Source organism: Streptomyces sp. NBC_00224 (genome assembly GCF_041435195.1).
Lineage (GTDB): Bacteria > Actinomycetota > Actinomycetes > Streptomycetales > Streptomycetaceae > Streptomyces.
This window is the reverse complement of record NZ_CP108106.1, coordinates 3,157,659-3,173,230: the sequence shown is the minus strand read 5'-3', so window position 1 is coordinate 3,173,230 and position 15,572 is coordinate 3,157,659. Positions and strand designations below refer to the sequence as shown.

Annotated in this window: 14 protein-coding genes; 7 read left to right on the top strand and 7 right to left on the bottom strand. The window is 73.9% G+C overall.

Annotated elements, in window-relative coordinates; translation table 11 throughout:
- Window positions 1–74 precede the first annotated feature (74 nt).
- From OG965_RS14140 to OG965_RS14130, 3 genes are read right to left on the bottom strand one after another with little or no spacing between them, the layout of a single operon-like run.
- The gene (locus OG965_RS14140; protein ID WP_371652409.1) at window positions 75–1,022 is read right to left on the bottom strand and encodes a heme ABC transporter ATP-binding protein; all 948 of its coding nucleotides are present in this window, start codon (window positions 1,020–1,022) and stop codon (window positions 75–77) included.
- A complete protein-coding gene (locus tag OG965_RS14135) occupies window positions 1,019–2,110 on the bottom strand; it encodes a FecCD family ABC transporter permease (protein WP_371652408.1) in 1,092 nt (363 codons plus the stop codon). Before OG965_RS14135 ends, OG965_RS14140 begins: the two co-directional genes overlap by 4 nt.
- The gene (locus OG965_RS14130; protein ID WP_371652407.1) at window positions 2,107–3,120 is read right to left on the bottom strand and encodes a hemin ABC transporter substrate-binding protein; all 1,014 of its coding nucleotides are present in this window, start codon (window positions 3,118–3,120) and stop codon (window positions 2,107–2,109) included. Before OG965_RS14130 ends, OG965_RS14135 begins: the two co-directional genes overlap by 4 nt.
- Before the next feature lie 156 nt (window positions 3,121–3,276).
- Here OG965_RS14130 and OG965_RS14125 point away from each other — a divergent pair, with 156 nt between their 5' ends.
- From OG965_RS14125 to OG965_RS14115, 3 genes are all read left to right on the top strand, one after another.
- Window positions 3,277–4,800 (top strand): HtaA domain-containing protein, encoded by a 1,524-nt coding sequence (locus OG965_RS14125; protein WP_371652406.1) that lies wholly within the window; start codon window positions 3,277–3,279, stop codon window positions 4,798–4,800.
- A 67-nt stretch (window positions 4,801–4,867) separates the two neighbouring features.
- On the top strand, window positions 4,868–6,373 hold the full coding sequence (locus tag OG965_RS14120) for an HtaA domain-containing protein (protein ID WP_371652405.1): 1,506 nt from the start codon (window positions 4,868–4,870) through the stop codon (window positions 6,371–6,373).
- Between the two features lie 80 nt (window positions 6,374–6,453).
- Window positions 6,454–7,131, top strand: a complete 678-nt coding sequence (locus OG965_RS14115; RefSeq protein ID WP_371652404.1) for a PhzF family phenazine biosynthesis protein — start codon at window positions 6,454–6,456, stop codon at window positions 7,129–7,131.
- Window positions 7,132–7,268: 137 nt separating this feature from the next.
- Here the strand turns inward: OG965_RS14115 and OG965_RS14110 are convergent, their stop codons facing one another.
- Together OG965_RS14110 and map are read right to left on the bottom strand one after the other, a co-directional pair.
- Window positions 7,269–7,919 carry a heme oxygenase (biliverdin-producing) gene (locus tag OG965_RS14110; RefSeq protein WP_371652403.1) on the bottom strand — a complete coding sequence of 217 codons (651 nt, stop codon included), beginning with the start codon at window positions 7,917–7,919 and terminating at the stop codon, window positions 7,269–7,271.
- 180 nt (window positions 7,920–8,099) lie between these two features.
- Window positions 8,100–8,957: a type I methionyl aminopeptidase gene (map, locus tag OG965_RS14105; RefSeq protein ID WP_371652402.1), complete on the bottom strand. Its 858-nt coding sequence runs from the start codon at window positions 8,955–8,957 to the stop codon at window positions 8,100–8,102.
- Window positions 8,958–9,034: 77 nt separating this feature from the next.
- On the opposite strand from map, the gene OG965_RS14100 reads away from it, so the two are divergent.
- A complete protein-coding gene (locus OG965_RS14100; protein WP_371652401.1) occupies window positions 9,035–9,259 on the top strand; it encodes a hypothetical protein in 225 nt (74 codons plus the stop codon).
- A 292-nt stretch (window positions 9,260–9,551) separates the two neighbouring features.
- On the opposite strand, the gene OG965_RS14095 is transcribed toward OG965_RS14100, so the two are convergent.
- Complete coding sequence (locus tag OG965_RS14095; RefSeq protein WP_371652400.1) at window positions 9,552–10,154, bottom strand: hypothetical protein; 603 nt, start codon at window positions 10,152–10,154, stop codon at window positions 9,552–9,554.
- 118 nt (window positions 10,155–10,272) lie between these two features.
- Between OG965_RS14095 and npdG the strand changes: the two genes are divergently transcribed.
- Entirely contained in the window at window positions 10,273–10,986 is a 714-nt protein-coding gene (gene npdG, locus OG965_RS14090) for an NADPH-dependent F420 reductase (protein WP_371652399.1), read from the top strand.
- A 66-nt stretch (window positions 10,987–11,052) separates the two neighbouring features.
- Complete coding sequence (locus OG965_RS14085) at window positions 11,053–11,244, top strand: hypothetical protein (protein WP_371652398.1); 192 nt, start codon at window positions 11,053–11,055, stop codon at window positions 11,242–11,244.
- On the opposite strand, the gene OG965_RS14080 is transcribed toward OG965_RS14085, so the two are convergent.
- A complete protein-coding gene (locus OG965_RS14080; protein ID WP_371652397.1) occupies window positions 11,234–12,034 on the bottom strand; it encodes a site-2 protease family protein in 801 nt (266 codons plus the stop codon). The two genes, OG965_RS14085 and OG965_RS14080, sit on opposite strands and share 11 nt — an antisense overlap.
- 167 nt (window positions 12,035–12,201) lie before the next feature.
- Here OG965_RS14080 and OG965_RS14075 point away from each other — a divergent pair, with 167 nt between their 5' ends.
- Window positions 12,202–15,546, top strand: a complete 3,345-nt coding sequence (locus OG965_RS14075) for a BTAD domain-containing putative transcriptional regulator (RefSeq protein ID WP_371652396.1) — start codon at window positions 12,202–12,204, stop codon at window positions 15,544–15,546.
- Window positions 15,547–15,572 lie beyond the last annotated feature (26 nt).

Here is a 15,572-nt window from a genome sequence, read left to right as displayed (position 1 = left end):
TCTCACCTCCCGACCGGTCGCGGCCGTCGATAACAGGCCAATCACAGGAAAGCCATGGTGGAGTCAAGGGATGGTCAAGCGGCGCTGCGTGGAGCATGATCCACCTGTTTCGCCCCCGGCTCACACCCCTGCGCATGGCTGATTTCTTGCGCCCCCGCACGCTTCTTTGCGCCCCCGTGACTCCGTACGGGCTCTCGTTTGGGCAGCACCAGCGGAACCCCGGTCTCCGGGTGCGGGAAGACCTCCACCGGCTGCCGGTAGACCCGGCTCAGCAGCTCCTGGCCGAACACCTCGGCGGGCGCCCCCTCCGCCGCGACCACCCCGGCGTGCAGCACGGCCGCCCGGTCCGCGTACGCCGCCGCGAGCCCCAGGTCGTGCAGTACGACCACCACGGCGTCCCCGGCCCCGGCCCGCTCCCGGCACAGCCGCAGCACCAGCTCCTGGTGGCGCAGGTCGAGCGCGGCGGTCGGCTCGTCGAGCAGCAGCACCGGGGTGCGCTGGGCCAGCACCCGGGCCAGCGCCACCCGGGCGCGCTCGCCCCCGGACAGGGCGGCGTACGGCCGGGCGGCGAACGGGGCGACCTCGGTGGCCGCCATGGCCGCCGCGACCACCGCGTCGTCCTCGTCCTCCCCAGGAGTCCCGGCCCAGGGCGCCCGGCCCATCCGGACCACCTCCTCGACCGGGAAGGGGAAGGAGAGCGCGGCGGACTGGGGGAGCACCGCGCGGCGCAGCGCCAGATCGCCCGGGGACCAGTCGGCGAGCGGCCGCCCGTCGATCCGCACCTCGCCCGCCGAGGCGGTGAGGTCCCCGGCGAGCGCCGCCAGCAGGGTCGACTTGCCCGCGCCGTTCGGCCCCACCAGCGCGAGCACCTCCCCGGCGCGGGCCCGGACCGACACTCCGTCGAGCACGGTCCGCCCGCCCAGGCGCACCCGCAGCCCGCGCGCCTCGGCCAGGACCTCGCCAGGGGCGGCGGGCCGGGGCACGCTCCTGCGGCGCGCTGCCGTGATCCCTGCGAACCTCATGCCCAACCACCTTGTCCACGACGGGTCCTGCGCAGCAGCCAGAAGAAGAACGGGCTGCCGATGAGCGCGGTGAGCACGCCGAGGGGGAGCTCGGCGGGCGCGGCGGCGGTCCTGGCCGCGAGATCGCCCGCGACCAGCACGACGGCCCCGCCGAGCGCGCTCCCGGGCACCAGGAACCGGTGCCCGGGCCCGGCAGCCATCCGCAGCAGATGCGGCACGAGCAGCCCGACGAACGTGATGACCCCGGCCACCGCGACCGCGGCCGCCGTCAGCAGCGCGACCACCAGGACGAGAACGATCCGCAGCCGCTCCACGTCCACGCCCAGATGCCGGGCCGGGCGCTCGCCGAGCGCGAGCAGGTCCAGCTTGCGGGCGTACAGCGGGGCGACGGCCAGGCCCACCACCGCGCAGGGCAGCACGGCCAGCACCTTGGGCCAGGTGGCCTGGGCGAGCGAACCGAGCTGCCAGAACGTGATCTGGGAGAGCTGCGCGCTGTCCGCGAAGAAGACGGACAGGCCGATGAGCGCGCCCGCGAAGGCGTTCACGGCGATGCCCGTGAGGATCAGGGTGACCACTTCCGTACGGCCGCCCGAGCGGGACAGGGCGTAGACGAGCAGGACGGTGACGAGCCCGGCGGCGAAGGCGCAGAGCGTCACGGTCCAGGTGCCGAGGAAGCTCAGCCCGAGCGCGATCGAGCCGGCCGCGCCGACCGCCGCACCCGACGAGATCCCGATGACACCCGGTTCGGCCAGCGGATTGCCGAACACGCCCTGCGTCAGCGCCCCCGCGCACCCGAGCGAGGCCCCGACGAGCAGGGCGAGGACCACCCGGGGCAGCCGTACGTTCCACAGCACACTCTCGCCGACCCGGTCGAGCGGGTGCCCGCCGAGCCCCGCCCGGTGGCGGACCGAACCGAGCACGTCGGAGAGGGGGATGTGGTACGCCCCGATGCCCGCGGAGAGCAGGGCGAGCACCAGCAGGGCGGCGGCCAGGGCGACGGTGAGCGCCCAGGCGGGCGTGGGGCGGCGGGACCTCGCGACGGGATCGCGCACTTCGGCGGGAGCCGCTTCGATCGGGGAGGCCGTCACTTGGTGCCCTTGTACAGCTGGTCCACCAGCGACTTCAGGACCTGGTCCGTGCGGGGGCCGTAGTTGAGGAGCACGCCGTCGTCGATGGAGACGATCCGGCGGTCGAGCCCGGCCGGGGTCTGGGCGACGCCCGGGATCTTCAACAGCCCGCCGACCCCGCCCACCGACTCAAGTCCCTTGCGCATCACGAGAATCGCGTCCGGCGCGGCCTTGACCAGCGCCTCGCTGGTGAGCGGCGTGAAGTCCTTGCGCAGACCCGACTCCGCGCCCGCGTCGACCGCGCCCGCCGCCTCAAGGAGCGAGGGCGCGCCGGACGCGGCGCCGCCGAGCAGATAGACGGCGGCCGAGCCGCGCAGATAGAGGAAGGCGACGCGCGGCTTCCTGCCGTCCGGCGCGGCCGGAACGCCCTTGCGTACGGCCGAGATCCGGTCCTCGGTCCGGGTGACGAGCTGTCGGCCCGCCCCCGGTACGCCCAGGGCCCCGGCCACGGTCGTGATGCGTCGGCCCACGTCGCTGAGGTTCTTGGCGGGCGCGACCACCACGAGCGGGATCCCGGCGGCGCGGATCTGGCCGATCGCCTCGGCGGGGCCCGTCTCGGTGTCGGCGAGGACGAGCGTCGGCCTCAGGGAGAGCACGCTTTCGGCCGAGACGTCGTGGGCGCGGGTCACCACCGGGAGTTTCGCGGCCTGTTCGAAGGTGGCGGTGATGTCCCGGGCGACGACGTGGCCGCCCAGGCCGAGCGAGAAGACGATCTCGCTGAGCGAGCCGGTGAGCGGCACGATCCGGTCGGCGGAGGCCACTTCGACGCGTCGGCCGTCGGCCGATTCGACGGTGGCGGGGAGGCGGGGCACCGCGATGTCCCGCGCGGCGAGCGGCTCGGCGCGGTCGGCGGAGGCGGCCGGGGTGGGGCCGCCACCGCTCGTACTCGTGCCGCAGCCCGTGAGGGCGAGTACGGAGATCAGCGCGCCCGTGAGTAGGCGTGATGTGCGTGTGGTGCGCACCGGGTGCACCGTCCTGTCGTCTGCGGAGGGGTCATCTGTGGAGTGGTCGTCTGTCGAGGGGGCATCTGCGAGCGGCCGTTGGGGTCGGCTTTCGGGTGTGGCCTGTTGACCGGGATTAGCTTAGGTTAGCCTTACCTAAGTCGCCAGCCCTTGAAGGGGTTCGTCATGCTGCCGTCCCGCTCCCTCGCGTCCGCCCTGCTCGCGGCCGTCCTCGGCGCCCTGCTCGTCCCGGCGGGCGCGGCGCACGCGGCGGACCGGACCGTGCGCGGCGGCAGGCTCGACTGGGGCGTCAAATCGTCCTTCCAGAGCTATGTCACCGGCCCGGTGGCGCACGGGAGTTGGAGCCTGCTCGGCGGGGCCGCCACCGTCGGTTCCAGCCGGTTCCGGTTCCACTCGGCGGCCGGTTCGTACGACCCGGGCGGCGGCGTCCTCGACGCCGGGTTCTCCGGCGGCGTCCGGTTCACCGGACACCCCAAGGCCGACGGCTCGTACGAGCTCGACCTGACCATCGCCCGCCCCACCGTCCGCATCTCCGGCGGCCGGGGCACCCTCTACGCCGACATGACCAGCCGGGCGAAGGGCACCGGCAAGGTCACCACGGCGAGCCAAGTGCCGCTCGCCGCACTCTCGCTGGGCGGCATCGACATGCGCGGCGGCGGCTCGCCCGTGGCGCTCACCGACGTCCCCGCGACGCTGACCTCCCAGGGCGCGACGGCCTTCGCCGGGTACTACCCGGCCGGGACCGCGCTCGACCCGGTGAGCCTGTCGGTGGACACCCGGGCGGCGGACGCGCCCGCGAGCCCGTCGCCCACACCGTCCCGGAGCGCGAGCGCCGGTTTCGCGGACGCGGCCGTCGACTGGGGGGTGCGCCGGACCTTCCGCGAGTACGTCACCGGGTCGGTCGCCCAGGGCGGCTGGACGCTCTCCGGCGGGGCCCAGGACGGCGGCGCGCTGTTCAGGTTCCCGCGCGGACACGGCTCGTACGACCAGGAGAAGGGCACGCTCGACGCCTCGTTCGCGGGCACGGTGCGGTTCGCGGGCGCCCACTTCGGCCTCACCCTCGACCGGATCGCGGTGCGGGTCGCGGACGGCCGGGGCACGCTCTCCTCGGCCGGGCGGCCCCTGATCACCTTCGCGGCGGGCCGACTCGCCCCGCGCGGCGGCCTGGTGGCCGTCTCCGAGGCGCCCGCCACGCTCACGGCCGAGGGCGCGAAGGTGTTCGGCGGGATGTACCCGGCGGGCACGGCCATGGATCCGGTGTCGCTCGCGGTCGCCGTGGACGGGGCGGCGCGGTTGCCGGCGTTGCCGGACGTGGGGAGCGGGGGGTCGGCTGCGCCGGTGCCGTCGCCCTCGCCGGTGGCCCGGCCGGAGGCCGCCTCCCCCTCGTCCTCGCCGGACCACGGGCGGTTGTACGTCGGGCTCGTGGGCGCGGGGTTGCTCGCCGCGGCGGCGATCGCGTTCGCGGTGCGGCGTTCTTCGGGTGCGGCTCGGCGGGGGCTGGTCGCGCAGTTCCCCGCGCCCCTTGAAGGCTCGGCTTCGCCGTCGCCGGTCACCCGTACCCCCAAGGGGCGCGGGGAACTGCGCGACCAGCCACCCACAGCCCGCGGCGGAAAACGAGAGCGCCGGGCCGCGGGGAGCCACGACCGCGACGACAGCCGACACCGGGACCGCTTCAGCGACCGCCCCTGATACCCAACCCACCCAGAACTGACCTTCCCCACCCCCGAATTCACCTTCACCAAGGAGCCTCCTGACCATGTCCGTCACCTCCCGTCTTCCTCGGCCCGCCGCCCGTGCGACGGCGATCGCCGTCGTCTGTGCGGCCACTGCCGCCTCGGTGCTGTCCGCCGCTCCCGCCCTCGCCGCGTCGAAAGTCGAGCTGAAGGGCGCCACGTTCGACTGGGGCTTCAAGGACAGCTTCCGGCGGTACGTCGGCGCGAGCGGCATCACGGTCGCGGACGGCGCCAAGCAGGCCCCCGGCAACGGGGTGTTCACGTTCGTGGACGGCACGGGTACGTACGACACGTCCACGCATGCCGGCGCCACGGCCTTCAAGGGAAGCGTCCGGTTCTCGGCGCACGGCGGCGTCCTCGACATCAAACTGTCCGACCTGAAGGTGACGACGACCACCACGACCGGGGTCATCACCGCCGACGTGACCACCAAGGACGGCGGCAAGGACAGGACGGCCGACGACGTACCGCTCGCCGATCTCGACCTGTCGCAGGTCAAGCCGTCGCCGGGCGCGGCGATGACCTTCAAGGACATCCCGGCCACCCTCACCGAGCAGGGCGCCGCCGCGTTCAACGGCAACTACAAGAAGGGCGAGAAGCTCGACCCGGCGACGTTGACGTTCCCGATGGGAGGCGACCCCACCAAGCCGGACCCGACGAAGCCGGACCCGACGAAGCCCGATCCGACGAAGCCCGACCCTGCCAAGCCGGACCCGAGCAAGCCCGCCCCCACCAAGCCCACTCCCACCACTCCCGCTCCCGCTCCCTCTCCCGACAAAGTCGTGAAGGCCAAGCTGAGCTGGGGGCTCAAGCAGTCGTGGCGGGCGTACATCGCCGGCGGCGGCAGCACCGCCGTCTCCGAGGGTGCGACCGCCTCCAAGGACGCCTTCGGGTTCCCCCTCAGTAAGGGCGAGTTGAAGCCCGACGCCCGCAAGGTGAACGCCTCCTTCCGTGGCAGCGTCCGCTTCACCTATGCGGCCCACGGCAACCTCGACATCGCCTTCGGTGCCGTACGGATCGAGGCGGCCGGAGCCAAGGGCGCCCTGTATGTCGACGTCACCACGCCCCAAGGGGTCAAGCGGAACGTCGAGTTCGCCTCTCTCGACCTCTCCCGGGCCGACTTCACGGCCCGCAAGGACGTGGTGCGGCTGACGGCCGTACCGGCGGCCTTCACCGCCGACGGCGCCGCCGCCTTCGCCCGGCCCGGCGAGCAGTCCCAGTACAAGGCGGGGGAGTCCATCGACCCCGTCACCGTCGCGCTGGGCCTGAGCGAGAGCGCCGATCTGGAGGCCGGTGACACGGTGAGGACGAGCGGCGGTACGGCCGGGGGAACCGGGACCTCCGGCACCTCCGGGACCACCGGCGGCACCGGCGGGAACGTCGGCGGCTCGACGGCCGGCGGCTCCCTCGCCGCCACCGGCTCCGCCGCCCCGACCGGCCCGCTGCTCGGCGCGGCGGGCGCGATCGCGGTGACCGGGGCGGCCGCCGTGTACGCGGCCCGCCGCCGGACGGCCCTCGGCCGCGCCTGATCCCCGACCCGCACCGCGGGGCCGCACCCTTTCCGCAGGGTGCGGCCCTGCGGCCGTCGCGGGTGTTGTTGAATGCCGGGGTGACGGAAAACGGCGTACCCGGCGTGCTCATCGACGTACTCAGGGTCTTCTGCGGCCCCGACGGCCGCCACGGCAACGCCCTCGGCGTGGTGCGCGAGGGCTCCGCGCTGCCCGACGAGGCGGCCCGGCAGGCGCTGGCCAAGGAACTCGGCTTCAGCGAGACGGTGTTCGTGGACGACCCCGAGCGGGGCGCCGTCGACATCTACACGCCCGGCCTGCGGCTCCCCTTCGCGGGGCATCCGCTGGTCGGGGCGGCTTGGCTGCTCGACATCGACGTACTGGAACTGGCCGTGGGAGAGGTCTTCGCGCGCCAGGACGGCGAGTTCACCTGGATCACCGCCCGCCCGGAGTGGGCCCCGCCGCGCACCCTGCGGCAGTACGCCTCGGCCGCCGAGGTGGACGCCCTGGACGTGCCCGAGCCGGGGGAGTGGGTGTACGCCTGGGGCTGGGAGGACGAGGCCGCCGGCCGCGTCCGGGCACGGGCGTTCCCCGGCCGGGGCGACGGAATCGACGAGGACGAGGCAACGGGCGCGGCGGCCCTCCTGCTCACGGCCGGTCTGGGCCGGGCCCTGAACATCACCCAGGGCCAAGGCTCACAACTGCTGACGGCCCCGGGCCCGGACGACACGATAGAACTGGGCGGCAGGGTCCGCTTGGAGCGCACACTGACGCGCTGAGGGGCCGCCCCCTTAAGTGGCGCTGGGCTGGCTCGCCGGAGACCCCAACCCCCTAGGGGCGCGGGGCTGTGACATTTGCGGCTCCGCCGCGTGGGCGCGACCAGCCACAACGGACCCGCAGCCGAAACGAGGACCACTCACGCGCTCAGCGGGAACTCTTGGCCAAGCTCCCGGAACACGGCAGTGTTCAGCGCGAACGCCCGCCGACACTCCTCAACAATCCGCTGCCGCTCCAACTCGTCCACATCCACCGCATCCAGCAACTCCCGATACCCCCGCTTGAACGCCGCAGGGTTCGGAATCGCCTCGAACACGTAGAACCGCACACCGTCGCCCTTGCGGGCGAACCCCCAGGTCTTCTCCGCCCGGTCACGGATGATCTGGCCCCCGGAGAGGTCCCCGAGATACCGGGTGTAGTGGTGCGCCACATACCCCGCGGGCCAGGTCACGGCGCACTCGCGGACCCGGGCCGCGTAGGCACGCGTCGAGGGGAGCGGCGAAACGCCCCGCTCCCACCCCGCGCCCCGCAGATGCGTCAGATCCTGCTCCAGCGACGCCGTACGCATCAGCTCGGGCCGTATGAACGGACCCGCCACCGGATCGCTCCGCAGAGCGCCCGCCCCCTCCTCCAGTGCCTGGTACACGAACCACAGCTGCTCGGTGTAGCGGGCGTACGCCTCGACGCCGAGCCGTCCGCCGAGCAGGGCGCTCATGAAGCCGGAGTTCTCCGCCTCGGTGTGCTGTTCGTGCGACGCCGTGCGGATGAGAGTGGAGAAGGGCGTGTCCAAGGCGTGCCTCCGGAGACCGAGGGGGTACGGGGAACCAGCACTGATCGGACAGCTCGGAGCAGCACCGATCCCGCTACTTAGGCTTACCTAACTACTTAGGTTCACCTAAGTCAACTGGTTCCCGACGCCCTGTCGGTAAATGCCGTACCCCTCATGCGTACCCCGCACACGGGGGATCGATCACGGCAGCGTGAGGATTTCCGTGCCCGTCTCGGTCACCACCAGCGTGTGCTCGAACTGGGCCGTCCGCTTGCGGTCGCGGGTGACGACCGTCCAGCCGTCCTCCCACATGTCGTACTCGTGCGTCCCCAGCGTCAGCATCGGCTCGATGGTGAAGGTCATCCCGGGCTTGATCACGGCGGTGGCGTGCGGCGCGTCGTAGTGCGGCACGATCAGGCCGGAGTGGAAGGCCGTGCTGATGCCGTGCCCGGTGAAGTCGCGCACGACGCCGTAGCCGAACCGCTTGGCGTACGACTCGATGACGCGCCCGATGATGTTGATCTGGCGGCCCGGCTTGACGGCCTTGATGGCGCGGTTGAGCGACTCCCGGGTCCGCTCGACGAGGAGCTTCGACTCCTCGTCGACGTCGCCGCAGAAATAGGTGGCGTTGTTGTCGCCGTGGACGCCGCCGATGTACGCGGTGACGTCGAGGTTCACGATGTCGCCGTCGTTCAGGACGGTGGAGTCCGGGATGCCGTGGCAGATGACCTCGTTGACCGAGCTGCACAGCGACTTCGGGAAGCCCCGGTAGCCCAGCGTCGAGGGGTACGCCCCGTGGTCGCACATGTACTCGTGCGCGACCCGGTCGAGCTCGTCGGTGGTCACGCCGGGCGCGATGAGCTTGGCGGCCTCCTCCATCGCCCGGGCGGCGATGCGCCCCGCGATCCGCATGAGCTCAATCGTTTCGGCGGTCTGCACCTCGGGGCCGGTGTACGGCGTGGGCATGGGCTTCCCGACGTACTCGGGGCGGCGGATGTTCCCCGGGACGGAGCGGGTGGGAGAGAGCTCCCCTGGTACGAGCAGCGACTGGCCAGACATGCCGCCGAGTCTATCGAGCCGCGTTGGGGCAGCATGGTCGAGAAGGTCCGAGCACGGGCCGAGGAAGGAGCCTCCGCATGGCCCTGTTCAAGAAGCGCACGGTCGGCAAGCCGGGCGAGTGGTACTACTGCCTGGTCCACGGCAAGGTCGAGGAAGGCCCCGAGTGCCCCGCGAAGGACCGCTTCGGTCCCTACGAGTCCCGTGAGGAAGCCGAGCACGCGATGCAGACCGCCCAGGAGCGGAACCTGGAGTGGGACACGGACCCGAAGTGGCACGACAAGCAGCCGGAGTCGGGGGACTGAGCCCCCCCGCACCCCCTCCTGCTGGGGCTCCGCCCCAGGCCCCGTTCGGCTGCGGGCCGTGGGTGGCTGGTCGCGCAGTTCCCCGCGCCCCTTTTTGGCCCGGTGTTCGTCTGCGGCCCGGTGGTGGGTTGCTCGCGCAGTTCCCCGCGCCCCTGAGAATGCCGCTGCGCGGCAATCCCCTGGGCGGCCCGGAGGGGCGCTTTTAGGGGCGCGGGGAACTGCGCGACCAGCCCCCACCGGCCCGCAGGTGAAAGTGGGGGTCTGGGGCGAAGCCCCGGTGAAACAGTTGCCCTCACCACCGCGCCGGCGGCGGTGCCGTCAGCTGGTCCGCGAGCCGGGACAGCCGGTCGCGGAACCCCCGTCGCCCCCGCTGCACCGGCAGCCCGTTCTCGCCCGCCGCCGCGCTCACCAGGTGCTGCACCGTGTCCAGGTCCACCTCCGCGCCCGGCGGCACCGTCAGCGACTCGTGGACCAGGCCCCGCACCTCCGGGTCGCCCCCGTCCAGCGCGAGCACCCGCGCCCCGGCCCGCCGGGCGTCGTGCACCCGCTCCAGGAGGCCCCCGTCCGGCCGTTCCGGGGCCACCACGAGCAGCGTCTCGCCCCGCCCGGCCGCCTCCAGGCGCCCGAGCCCTACGGACAGGTGCGGGCCGCGGCCCGGCTCGACCCGGTGGCGTACGAGGGTGGGGGTGAGCTCGGGGACCCCCGACCAGGCGGCCTCGTCGGTCAGGTGCGCCGCCAGGTGCCACGGCTCGTACGCCTCGGTCCCCACCAGCAGCAGCCCCCCGCCGTTCGGCACCACCGACCCCCGCAGCACCCCCGCGAACCGGCGGGTGCCCCGCAGCCACTCCGTCCCCGCGAGGACTTCCCGCAACAGTGCGACGCGTACGGCATCCATGCCCCGGCATCCTGCCGCACCGCACGCCCCGGCGGGCCGCATCGGTCACTCCTCACCCGATTGGGAGCAGGTGTACCGGGGCGTACCTACCAGTAGGGCCCGGCGTAGGGTCGGCCTCATGACTTCCACTGACAGCGCCGCGACCCCCCCGAAGCCCGCCGCCAAAGACCCCTGGGACCTGCCCGACGTCTCCGGCCTCGTCGTCGGCGTGCTCGGTGGCACCGGCGACCAGGGCCGCGGGCTCGCCTACCGGCTGGCCCGCGCGGGCCAGAAGGTGATCATCGGCTCGCGGGCCGCCGAGCGCGCCCGGGCCGCCGCCGACGAGCTGGGCCTCGGCGTGGAGGGCGCGGACAACGCCGAGTGCGCGCGCCGCAGCGACATCGTGATCGTCGCGGTGCCGTGGGACGGGCACGCCAAGACGCTTGAGGCGCTGCGCGAGGAGCTGGCAGGCAAGCTCGTCGTCGACTGCGTCAACCCGCTCGGCTTCGACAAGAAGGGCGCGTACGCCCTCAAGCCCGAGGAGGGCAGCGCCGCCGAGCAGGCCGCCGCCCTGCTGCCGGACTCGCGGGTCACCGCCGCCTTCCACCACCTCTCGGCCGTGCTCCTCCAGGACGCCTCGATCGAGGAGATCGACACCGATGTGATGGTGCTCGGCGAGAGCCGCGCCGACACCGACCTGGTGCAGGCGCTGGCCGCCCGTATCCCGGGCATGCGCGGCGTCTTCTCGGGGCGGCTGCGCAACGCCCACCAGGTGGAGTCGCTGGTCGCCAACCTGATCTCGGTGAACCGCCGCTACAAGGCGCACGCCGGGCTGCGCGTGACCGACGTGTAGGTCCGCCCGGGGCATGGGGGACACTGGACGGGCATCAGCGCCGTACCCGGACAGGAGCCGACCCCCATGCCCCGCCTCGCTCTGTACGCCCTCGCCGTCTGCGCCCTCGCGGTCGCCGCCGCTGTGGTCTCCTTCGTCCAGGGCAACTGGACCGGCGTCGTCTGGATCCTGCTCGCCGGGCTCTCCTCCAACATGGCCTGGTACTACCTGCGCAAGGCGAAGGCCGACGCGCGACGGGCCGCCGCCGTCAGCCGGTGAGCGAGTCGATGTCCGGGGCGTGCTGCCAGAAGCGGTAGAGGCGCTGGCCCCAGTAGGTGTCCGACTCGGTGACGCCGAGGCCGCGCAGGATCGTGTCCACCACGTCGAAGAAGGCGTGGTTCACCGACGGCAGCCACAGGAACGCGAAGACCGCGAGCAGCCCGAAGGGCGCGAACGGCTCGATCTGGCGGCGGATCCCGTGCGACAGCCACGGCTCGATCACCCCGTACCCGTCCAGGCCCGGGACCGGCAGGAAGTTCAGGATCGCCGCCGTCACCTGGAGCAGCGCCAGGAACGCCAGCGCGTAGCGGAACCCGGCGGGCACGCCGTCCAGCGCGTGCAGCCAGAACGGGGCCGTGCAGACCACCGCGAACAGCGCGTTGGTGAGCGGGCCCGCCGCCGCGATCAGGCTGTGCTTCCAGCGGCCCCGGATCCGGCCGTGCTCGATGAACACGGCGCCGCCGGGCAGACCGATGCCGCCCATGATCACGAAGATGACCGGCAGCACGATCGACAGCATCGCGTGTGTGTATTTCAGCGGGTTGAGCGTCAGATAGCCCTTGGCGCCCACCGAGATGTCGCCGCCGTGCAGCGCGGTGCGCGCGTGCGCGTACTCGTGCAGGCACAGGGAGACGACCCAGGCGCCCGTCACGAAGAGGAAGACGGCGAAGCCCGGCGCGGTCGAGAACCCCGTCCACACCGCCCATCCGCCGACCGCCGTGACGGCGACGATCCCCAGGAAGACCGGGCTGATCCTCCGGTCGCTGCGACGCGAGGTGGCGGTGGCCATGTGCGGGGCTCCCGGGGTGGAGGTGCGGTCGGACGGCCCCGACCGTACAGGTGATACCCCGTGAACGTCCGGCGATCCCTTACGAGTTCCACCCCTGGCCACCGCCGCTTGGCCGGGAGTTGGCAGGCGTGGGCACGCGGGCGCCGGACGTCGCGGAGAATGGGGCCGTGCGCTACCGGATTATCGGCACCACCCAGCTGTTGAACCCCGAAGGAACGGCGGTCGCCGTCGGCGGGGCGCGGCTGCGCGCCCTGCTGACCGTGCTCGCCCTGCGCCCCGGCCGTACGGTCCCGGTCGGCCTCCTCGTCGACGAGGTGTGGAACGGCGAGCCGCCCGCCGACGCGGCCGGTGCGCTCCAGGCGCTCGTGGGGCGGCTGCGGCGGACCGCAGGGCACACCGCGGTCGCCTCGGTGGAGGGCGGCGGCTACCGCCTCGACGCCGAGCCGGACGACATCGACCTGTACCGCTTCGAGCGGCTGGCCGGGGACGGGACCCGCGCGCTTGAGCAGGGCGACCCGGCGAAGGCCCTCTGCCGGCTCGACGACGCGCTGGCGCTGTGGACCGGCCCCGTCCTGGCCGATCTGCCCGACCGGACGGCCGAGGCGGCCCGCTGGGAGGCTCGCCGCCTCGACGCCCGCCGGGCCCGCCTCGCCGCGGCCCTCGCCCTGGGCCGGGCCGACGAGGTGCTGCCCGAGCTGGCCGCGCTCTGCGCCGCCCACCCGCTCGACGAGCCGCTGCACGCCCTGCGCATCCGCGCCCTGCGCGCGGCGGGCCGCACGGCCGAGGCCCTCGCCGCGTACGAGGACGTCCGCCGCACCCTCGCCGACCGCCTCGGCGCGGACACCGGCCCCGAACTGCGGGCGCTGCACGGGGAGTTGCTGCACACACCGGACGCGTCGCCTGCCGTTGCGTACCCGCCCGGTCCGGACCCCGCGCCCGCGGCCCGCCCCGCCGCCCCCGGCAATCTGCGCGCCCGGCTCACCTCCTTCGTCGGGCGCGAGGCGGACATCGAGACGATCCGCGGGGACCTGGGCGGCGCACGCCTCGTGACGCTGCTCGGGCCCGGCGGGGCCGGGAAGACCCGGCTCTCCCAGGAGGCCGCCGAGGCCGTCGGCGCGGCCGGGGACGGCTGGCCCGACGGGGTGTGGCTGGCCGAGCTCGCCCCGGTCACCGACCCGGCGGCCGTGCCCGCCGCCGTCCTCACCTCGGTCGGCGCCCGCGAGACCGTGCTGCACGGCGCCGGCGCCGAGGAGCTGCGGGCCGCCGACCGCACCGGCGGCGACCCGCTCGTCCACCTCGCCGCGCACTGCGAGCGCCGCCGGATGCTGCTGCTCCTGGACAACTGCGAGCACGTGATCGGCGCCGCCGCGGAGCTCGCGGAGTATCTGCTGGCCCGCTGTCCGGGGCTGACCGTCCTGGCCACCAGCCGGGAGCCGCTGGGTGTGCCGGGCGAGCTGGTGCGGCCGGTGGAGCCGCTGCCGGGGCCGGTGGCGCTGCGGCTGCTCGCGGACCGGGGCGCGGCGGCGCGGCCGGGCTTCCGGGTGGAGGACGACCCCGGGGCGGCCGCCGAGATCTGCCGCCGCCTCGACGGTCTGCCGCTGGCGGTGGAGCTCGCCGCCGCCCGCCTCCGGATGCTGACGCCACGTCAGATCGCGGACCGGCTCGACGACCGGTTCCGCCTCCTGACCAGCGGCAGCCGGACCGTACTGCCGCGCCAGCAGACCCTGCGCGCGGTCGTCGACTGGTCCTGGGACCTCCTGGAGGAACCGGAGCGCACGGTCCTGCGCCGCCTCTCCGTCTTCGCGGGCGGCTGCGTCCTCGCGGCGGCGGAGGAGGTCTGCGCGGACGGCGCGGCCGAGGGCGTCGCCGCCCGCGACATCGCCCCGCTCCTCGGCTCCCTCGTCGACAAGTCGCTGGTCGTCGCCGCGCCCGGGGACGGCGGCGAGATGCGCTACCGGCTCCTGGAGACCGTCGCCGAGTACGCGGCGGAGCGGCTCGACGACGCCGGGGACCGGGGCGCCACCGAGCGCCGCCACCTGGTGCACTACCGCGAGCTGGCCCGGACCACCGACCCCGAGCTGCGCGGCCGGGGGCAGCGCGCCGCGGTCGCGCTCCTGGAGCGGGAGTACGAGAACCTGCGCACCGCGCTGCGCCGGGCGGTGGACCTCGCCGACGAGGACGAGGCGCTCTGCCTGGTGCACGCGCTCGGCTCGTACTGGCACATGCGCGATCTGCGCGGCGAGGCCCACCGCTGGGCCGAGGCGGCCGCGGAGCTCGGCCCCGACCCGTTCGCGCCGCCCGCCGAGCCCGCGCCCCCGGTCTACCCGCGCTGCACCGACAGCCCGCCGCCCATGGAGCCCGAGGTGCGCCAGGAGGCGCGGCGCGGGGTGCGGCTGTACCTGCTCGCCTCCATGGACCACACCGGCGACAACTGGACGACGCCCGAGGCGCGGGAGCGCCTGCGCACCATCGTGGGCGTCTACCGGCCGGGGCTGCCGCAGACCTGCCGGATGCCCGGCGCGCTCTGGTTCTTCCCGGTCATCCTGATCAGCGACGCGGGCGCGCTCAAGGAGCTGCTCGACGCGACCGTACGGGCCTGTGAGGAGTTCGGTTACGAGTGGGAGCTCGCCAACGCCCTCCAGATGCGGGCCAACGTCCTCGCCAACCGCAGCGACTGGGCCGGTGAGGCGACCCGCGACGCCGACGCGGGGCTGGACATCTTCCGGCGCCTCGGCGACGACTGGGGCGCCGCCGAGGCGCTGTCCGCGCGCGGCGAGGCACGCGAGCGGCGCGGCGAGTACGCGCTGGCGGGCGAGGACTACACCGAGGCCGTGCGGTACGCCGAACGGCTCGGCGCCCAGGCGCAGGTGTCGCTCCTGAAGGCGCGCCTGGCGTCGGTGCTCCTGGAGACCGGCGAGGGCGAGCGCGGCGAGGCGATGCTGCGCGAGATCCTCGCCGCGGGCCGCCAGGCGGGGTACGAGGCGCAGCCCGCCGCCCGGCTGTTCCTGTCGATGTGGCTGGGCCGCACCGAGCGGATCGCGGAGGCCCGGGAGCAGATCGCGCTGATGCTGGAGGATTTCAAGTCGAGCAACCTCGCGCTCTTCGAGGGCTTCGTGCTCGGCATCCGCGCCTGGCTGGAGAACCTGGAGGGCGCCTACGACAAGGGCCTGGCGGACGCCCGCGCCGCGCTGGCCCGGGGCGTGGAGCCGATGTCCCAGATGGTCGCGCCCCAGATGGTCCCGGTGCATCTGCTCTCCGTCGCCTGGGCGTGGGCCGGTCTCGCGGAACCCGGCACCGGGACCGCCGCCGACGCGGCGCGGCTGATCGGCGCGCACGACACCCTGCTGCCGTCGATCCACTTCGCCACGCCCATGGAGGTGCAGCTGCGGGAGAGGGTGGAGGCGACGGTCCGCCCGCTGCTCGACGACGCCGTCTACGACGCCGCGTACGCCGAGGGCGGCGGCCTCTCCCTGGAAGAGGCCGCCGCCCTGGCACAACGCGAACGGGACTGATGGACCGTCAGACCTGCTGATGGGTC

Bases quoted from the DNA above. Each gene is read 5' to 3' on its own strand.
- OG965_RS14140 (WP_371652409.1), bottom strand. From the start codon at position 1,022: ATGAGGTTCGCAGGGATCACGGCAGCGCGCCGCAGGAGCGTGCCCCGG.
- OG965_RS14125 (WP_371652406.1), top strand. From the start codon at position 3,277: ATGCTGCCGTCCCGCTCCCTCGCGTCCGCCCTGCTCGCGGCCGTCCTC.
- OG965_RS14120 (WP_371652405.1), top strand. From the start codon at position 4,868: ATGTCCGTCACCTCCCGTCTTCCTCGGCCCGCCGCCCGTGCGACGGCG.
- map (WP_371652402.1), bottom strand. From the start codon at position 8,957: ATGTCTGGCCAGTCGCTGCTCGTACCAGGGGAGCTCTCTCCCACCCGC.
- OG965_RS14100 (WP_371652401.1), top strand. From the start codon at position 9,035: ATGGCCCTGTTCAAGAAGCGCACGGTCGGCAAGCCGGGCGAGTGGTAC.
- OG965_RS14095 (WP_371652400.1), bottom strand. From the start codon at position 10,154: ATGGATGCCGTACGCGTCGCACTGTTGCGGGAAGTCCTCGCGGGGACG.
- npdG (WP_371652399.1), top strand. From the start codon at position 10,273: ATGACTTCCACTGACAGCGCCGCGACCCCCCCGAAGCCCGCCGCCAAA.
- OG965_RS14085 (WP_371652398.1), top strand. From the start codon at position 11,053: ATGCCCCGCCTCGCTCTGTACGCCCTCGCCGTCTGCGCCCTCGCGGTC.
- OG965_RS14080 (WP_371652397.1), bottom strand. From the start codon at position 12,034: ATGGCCACCGCCACCTCGCGTCGCAGCGACCGGAGGATCAGCCCGGTC.